Source organism: Hallella absiana, from assembly GCF_025457485.1.
GTDB classification, from domain to species: Bacteria; Bacteroidota; Bacteroidia; order Bacteroidales; family Bacteroidaceae; genus Prevotella; species Prevotella absiana.
The window spans coordinates 1-6879 of sequence record NZ_JAMXSP010000059.1 but is presented as its reverse complement, the minus strand read 5'-3'; the positions used below and the strand labels follow the sequence as shown (position 1 = coordinate 6879).

At 38.5% G+C, this 6879-nt stretch carries 5 protein-coding genes; all 5 read left to right on the top strand.

All coding sequences use genetic code 11. The annotated features are described in order from the left end of the window. Positions 1–554: 554 nt before the first annotated feature. The 5 genes from NG346_RS14150 to NG346_RS14130 all read left to right on the top strand — a co-directional run bounded on the left by NG346_RS14150 (position 555) and on the right by NG346_RS14130 (position 6495). Entirely contained in the window at positions 555–2018 is a 1464-nt protein-coding gene (locus NG346_RS14150) for a radical SAM/SPASM domain-containing protein (RefSeq protein ID WP_262288894.1), read from the top strand. A 6-nt stretch (positions 2019–2024) separates the two neighbouring features. Further along, positions 2025–2888, top strand: coding sequence for a GNAT family N-acetyltransferase (locus NG346_RS14145; protein WP_262281157.1), 864 nt, complete (start codon positions 2025–2027; stop codon positions 2886–2888). Next, positions 2885–5086: a peptidase domain-containing ABC transporter gene (locus tag NG346_RS14140; RefSeq protein WP_262281156.1), complete on the top strand. Its 2202-nt coding sequence runs from the start codon at positions 2885–2887 to the stop codon at positions 5084–5086. Before NG346_RS14145 ends, NG346_RS14140 begins: the two co-directional genes overlap by 4 nt. A gap of 222 nt (positions 5087–5308) precedes the next feature. After that, entirely contained in the window at positions 5309–6250 is a 942-nt protein-coding gene (locus NG346_RS14135; protein WP_262281155.1) for a hypothetical protein, read from the top strand. Between the two features lie 59 nt (positions 6251–6309). Further along, the gene (locus tag NG346_RS14130; RefSeq protein ID WP_262281154.1) at positions 6310–6495 is read left to right on the top strand and encodes a hypothetical protein; all 186 of its coding nucleotides are present in this window, start codon (positions 6310–6312) and stop codon (positions 6493–6495) included. Positions 6496–6879 lie beyond the last annotated feature (384 nt).

Sequence of the window (6879 nt, the reverse complement as noted above, 5' to 3'; positions counted from 1 at the left end):
GAAAGCCTTCAGGTCATGCCTGAAGGGAATAAGGGATATACCCTTCTTTTTCTATAGATGTGTTACTGTCTTTGGTTAGGCAGCGGCATCTGCCCGCCACGGACAATCCCCCTTGGGCCGAAAAGTTTATATACTTTTTATGGTCTATTTCATTAACTTAATAGTGTCCGAATATTTATTCTGTATAAGTATTAAGCTTCTGAAGTAGTGATAATAAGCATTTATAAAATCCCTATCGAGAAGGCTCATTTTTACTAAACAAAAACTATGTATAGAAAATTCAAATCAATAGCAGATACTGATATTTTGTCTGACAATCTGCTTAGTATCATAGAGGCTGGCGCTTGCAACTCTGGCTGTAAGCCATCTTGCTATCAAGGCAGGTCAAAGCACGGTACAGTGATAATACCAACAACATTCTGCCCTAAATCAGATACTATATGTATTTCACCATCAATTGAATCGGCTTCAAGTATTACCGCTATTCATTCAGACAATAATGAAATACAGGAATGATACACCCTCTTACAATAATTAAGAAATATAATTAAAAAATGCACAAGAATCTAATATTCAATCCAAAGTATCTGTTGCGAAATGATGTCGATCGGGTGTTATTGACTAACAAACGAGATTTTCCACGTAACGGCATCTATTATTTTGTGCATCCTATTCATGCGATGCTGTTGAGCCATTTCAATGGCGCAGAAGACATGAATACGACTATAAGCAAAATCTGTAAGGATTTCAACATCAACATGGATGTTGCGAAGAGATTGATTGATCCTATCATCAAGAATCAGGAAGAAGTCACTTATAGATACGATGGAAACGTTTTCACCTTGCCACCAGAGATTCTGGTTGAGAACAGTAGCAACATGATAAGGAGTGATTTAAACGAAGAGAACTATGAGATTGACAAACCTCTCAATTTCTCTCGACGTAGATTAGGTCGTCCTGTCACTTTAATTTTCTGTATTAACCTTAAGTGCTATACAGACTGCGTGTATTGCTATGCCAACAGAAAGGCCCACTACAAGGCCATGACCCCAGACCAATGGGTTAACCTTATCTACGAGGCTAAGGAGGAAGGAATTGCATCAATTGAACTCACAGGTGGTGAATTCTATCTTAATCCAGAGTGGGATAAGATAGCCAAAGCTTTACTTGACTGCGGTTACGATTGCGAGGCTTCTACAAAAGTGCCATTGTCAAAAGAAACCATAGATAGGGCTGCCGCCATAGGAATTAAAAAGATCCAGTTCTCACTTGATACCCTAGATGCAGAAACGGCAGTGACCGATCTATGTGTTAATAAAAACTATACATCGCTGATTAAGGATAGTATCAAATATTGCGACCAAAAAGGAATTAACGTCGTGATCAAACCTACCTTGACAAAGCAGACTGCCACTAAGGAAAACGTTGGTCAGATAATTGACTTTGTCAAAGAGCTGAAGCATGTAGACAGATGTGTTTTCACGATTATCGGTTACAGTATGTACAAGACTGACCAAAACTACCTTGACATTCGTCCTTCAAAAGAACAAATGGAAGAGGTCGCTAATTTGGTAATCCATCGTTCTTCAGAAGTCAGTTGCCCAATGTATAATGACAACGGCCTTACTTCTGCGTCAGAGCTTTGCAGCTATAAGGCCTTTAAGAATCGTGCTTTATGCACAGCTAACGTGGATGGGCTCGTAATTTTGCCAGATGGCCAAGTATCTGTATGTGAAGAGATGTATTGGCATCAGGCCTTCTTGCTTGGTGATGTGAAGAAAAACACAATAAAGGAAATCTGGAATTCTGAGAAGGCATTGAAGTTATGGAATATTTCTCAGGAGGATATTCCAGAAGACTCTAAATGCCACACCTGCCAAGAATTTAATAAATGTCGTCGTGGTTTGGGCGTATGCTGGAAAATGGCTATGCAGGCATACGGATTAGACAAGTATTACTATCCTGATCCGAGATGTCCTCGTGCGACAACACCAGTGCATCCGTTTTGCTTTGATTGATTGGTCATGAAAGAGGTAATATTTGAAGCTTGTTCAAAGGAATCCCTTAAAGATTCCTTTGAATCTTTAGGCCTTGCTATACCTGACAGACCTGGATTTTTAACATTTTCTGCTGCGGTTGAGGGAGAGATCATGGGGTATGCGTTGTTGCAACCATCTGAGGGAAATACATTAGTGATGAACTATTTGTATATTGAGCCAATTTTCCGAGATTGTGGCGTAGGTTCTTCTTTTCTTGTATTCATAAAAGACTACGTTAAGACGAAGTATCCATCAGTGAAACTCATTGTAAGGTATAGTAGTGAAATGAATCTGAGTAAAATACGACATTTCTTTCAGGCTAACAATTGTGGCCCAGAAAAGTATGCAATTTCAAATTACTATTTTACCTTTGATACATGGGTTAACAAGATTATCCCGTTCTGTGCCATTGATTATTCAACGGAAGTGACATGTCTGGAATTTAGTGAACTTACGAGCAAGCAGATTGAAGATATTAATACCAAGTCTGCAGCTGAGGAAATGTCGAAACATATGAATCCTCTAAACTGTCAGTACAATCCTTCAACTGATATATGGCTTTTCATGTATGATCATAATTCGGATTTGATAGGTTGGTGTTACACTTCTCATAATAATAAAGGTCTGCTACATATTCATGGTGTTTACGTCTTTGAAAAATACCGCAGGAATTATCTCGGAATCTATTCGTGGACGGCAACACACAAGTGGTACACATCCCACAATATTTATGTTAGGGATATCACATTTGAAGTAGAAAAAACTGATAAAAAGCTATATAGATTTTATAAGACTATTTATGGTGATTGGCTGTCGAAAGACATTGATTACTATGTGAGAGAAGTATGACAAAATATCCATTCTACCTACAGCTCGACAGTCATGATTGTGGACCGACATGCCTGCGTATGATATGCAAATTCTATGGAAAGAGTTTTTCAGAATACTATATGCATAAGATATGCTTTACCAAAAGAACAGGTACAAGCCTTCTCGGAATAAAAGATGCAGCAGAAGATCTTGGATTCGAAGTAATCGGTGCCAAAGTAGACATAAACAAGCTTGTCTCAATTAATTCTTTTCCATGTATTGTGCAATGGAGCAAGAAACACTTTGTCGTAGTGTATGAAATTGGTGATAACTATGTAAAAGTAGGTGACCCAAGTTCGGGTATTCTAAAATATCCAATTGAGAAATTCTGTCAGTGTTGGCTTCCTTTGCAAGACGGGAATGATGGTCATCAAGGAATCGTATTGTTTTTAGAACCCACACAGAAATTTTATGCCATCAACGATGTGAAGATGAATCAGCAAGTAAATAAGATGAGGCTTAGCGACCTTATCCCATTCTTATCACCGCACAAGTCTTTTCTAGTTGGATTGTTCTTGTCGGTAGCTATGACTAGCTTGATAAATCTCATATTCCCATTCCTTACCCAGTCTATTGTTGATATCGGTATAGGTAACAAAAGTTTGAAATTTATCATCATCGTGTTCATATGCGAACTTTCATTGAGTTTGGGTGGAACCATTAATTCATATTTAAGTAATTGGTTTGTACTTCATATAAGCAGCCGATTGAATATTTCGCTTGTAAGTGCATTCCTTGTTAAGTTAATGCGACTTCCTATCTCCTTCTTTACAAAAAGGATGGTTGGTGATTTGTTGCAACGGCTTTCTGATTTCTCTCGGATAGAGCAATTCCTCACAAATACGGTAATAAGCATAATTATGGCAATGCTCGGGTTTATCGTATATGGATATGTTTTGCTTCGCTATGGGGCGGCCTTCCTCATGATATTTTTAGCAGGCGCAATTCTCTATGTAACTTGGGTTTTGCTGTTTTTACAAAAACGCAAAAAGATTGACTACATGCGGTTTCAGGGTAGCTCTGAAAACCAAACAAACATAATACATATGATAGCTGGAATGCAGGATATTAAACTTAATAATTGTGAGGGCATTCAGTTGAAGAAATGGCAGAAAATTCAGTATAAGCTATACAATATTAATATACAGGGATTGTCGTTAGCACAAGCTCAATCAATTGGAGGCTCGCTAATTAACGAGTTAAAGAATATCATTATATCTTTTATGGCTGCTTACTACGTTATTTCGGGCAACATAACACTCGGCATGATGATGGCAATTCAATATCTTGTGGGGCAATTGAACGGGCCACTCTTCCAAATTATCGGCTTTATTCAATCTCTTCAAGATACTAGAATTAGTGCAGAACGGATAAATGAAATCAACATGAATGATGATGAAGACTCTCTTAATGCTGGTAAGATAAGCCACATAGCAGTAGGACTAGATATTAAGTTGAAACACGTAGACTTTCATTATAATGGGCCACGCTCGCCTAAGGTGTTGGACGATATTAATCTCACTATCAAGGGTGGAAGAGTTACAGCTATTGTTGGAGAAAGTGGTAGCGGAAAAACTACATTGATGAAACTCTTACTCGGCTTTTTCGAACCCACCCAAGGTGAAATTTATGTAGGTGCCACAAGTCTTAACGATATAGACAAGAGGAGTTGGAAAAAATGTTGTTCAGCGGTATTACAAGACGGATATATTTTTACAGACTCTATAAAGGACAATATTGGATTGATTGATGAACATCCAAATGACAAGATGGTAAGAGAATCTGCACATAAGGCTTGTATTGATGAATTTATAGACTCATTACCATTGAAATACGAGACCATCATTGGGACGGATGGAAATTCCGTAAGTATGGGCCAGAAACAACGCATTCTAATTGCTAGAGCTATCTATAAAAACTCCCGCTATCTCTTCCTAGACGAAGCAACTAACTCGTTAGATGCTAACAACGAGCAACGAATCATAAAAAATCTAGACAACTTTTACAAAGGTAAAACCGTTGTGGTAATTGCTCATAGAATTAGCACTGTTGTTAATGCAGATAATATTGTGGTGATGAGGAAAGGTAAAATTGTCGAACAAGGAACCAATGTATCGTTGTTAGAGCGAAGAGGATACTATTATGATTTGGTTAAGAATCAACTAAACATTGGATAGATAAGGAGTATAGCAATGAATATCAAATATGTAAAAGAAATTAGCGATACAAAGTATCCCAAAGTAGTATTCCCCAAAATATTTCTCTTGTTGCTGGTCGTTTTCATATTCGCTCTTCTTTTTATTTTCTCACGTATAGACTTGGGTGATTATGTAACATCAAGAAACAATATATGGTCGAGCATGTCGTTATTACAATACATTTTAAAGAATATCATTTGAATGATGAAAGCATCTAAACGTTCGTTACTTTGGCCTGCCAACTACAAGGCTCTGTTACTTCTTGTAGCTTTTGTCTTAGAAGCTTCTGTCGTAAAGGCCAGTGACCAACATGTTTTTACAGATACCATACCCATAATAGAACACGAAGGGCATATATTGATGCCTGTAACGATAAATCACAAACTCAAACATCTTGTTTTTGACACAGGATGTATGAACTTATGTTTGTGGGGAAAGGATATCACTTCTAAAATGAAGTCTATTCGCAACAGTTCCGATAGTGTAAAAAAAGTAACGAATACCGATTTGGAAGTGGGCCGAGAACTTGTGTCTTTCGGAACGCAATGCGATTCGCTTATTGCTTGTTATCTTATTTTCCCTGATAAAATGAACGACAAGTGGGGCCGTATAGGGGATGGAACTATGGGATTCTGTCCGCTCATTAAAAGAGGGCTTGGCTATTTTGTCAAAGTAGATTTGAGAAAAGGTATAATGATAGTGTCCAACGATCACCGTTGGGTCAAGCAAACAAAAGGAATTAAGGTGAGCTACACGAAATGTGATGCTCTCCCGACATTCAATGTGACCATTGGCAAGAAACATAAAATGAGGATAGCTCTCGATTCGGGTGCCGCGCACTTTTGTACAGTTAGTTCAAGTATTCTTAATAAGTGGGAGAATACTGACAAAGACTTCAAGAACTGTAAGTCCTTTGAGAAGATGGTCTCAGAAAGTTATATTTGCGATACCACTCTCAATAAGAGAAAGGCTAGGGGGTACAAGTGTGACTTTGCCATCAAGTCATTCATAATAAAGGATGCCGTTGTTATTGAGAATCGCCCAGATCACATAGACTCCATAGGTGAGGAAATATTCCACAAAGCAGTCATATCTTTCGATCCATGGCATCGGAAAATTATTTTCCAGCCTTACGAAATGTGAATAATCGCAACAGAACGCAAGACGCATACCCGCACCTTCTACCTACGAGACAGCACGTAATGGATGCGGCTGCAACACGAGAGGTAGACAAAATACGTGATACGGCTGATAGCAGCTATACCGACTATAAGTTCTGTGTCAGTACCATGCGCAACTTCGAGCAAGAATTGTTGCGGCACGGGCGGAAAGTTATCGTACCCGATGACTTTCGTCAGAAGATGACAGTCATTCTGACGGATATGTGATACGAGACCGGTGAAAACACGGTTGATGAATAATATACCAAAATTGCGTTCAATACACAGGCTTCACGACTTCTACTCTCATTCCAAGGGCACTAATCCTGTTTTCCACGTTAATAGCCGTTAACGGCCGTAAATCATTAAAAATCAATAAAGTGACACTTTGTATTTGGGTTTTTGGGTGGCGCAAGTTATCTTTGCATCATGTTCGTACACAAGAAGCGCCACAGATCAGGTGCTTATAGCATCGAGGTTCTGAGAAAGGACGTATCCATCCATTTTAGGCCGCCTTTTCTATAAGCTGTAAATTTTCGACCTTTGCCGAAAATTTACAGCTTTATGTTTAATCTCAACGAGAATAACCAGTTTTTCCTCTCCAATTCCCCA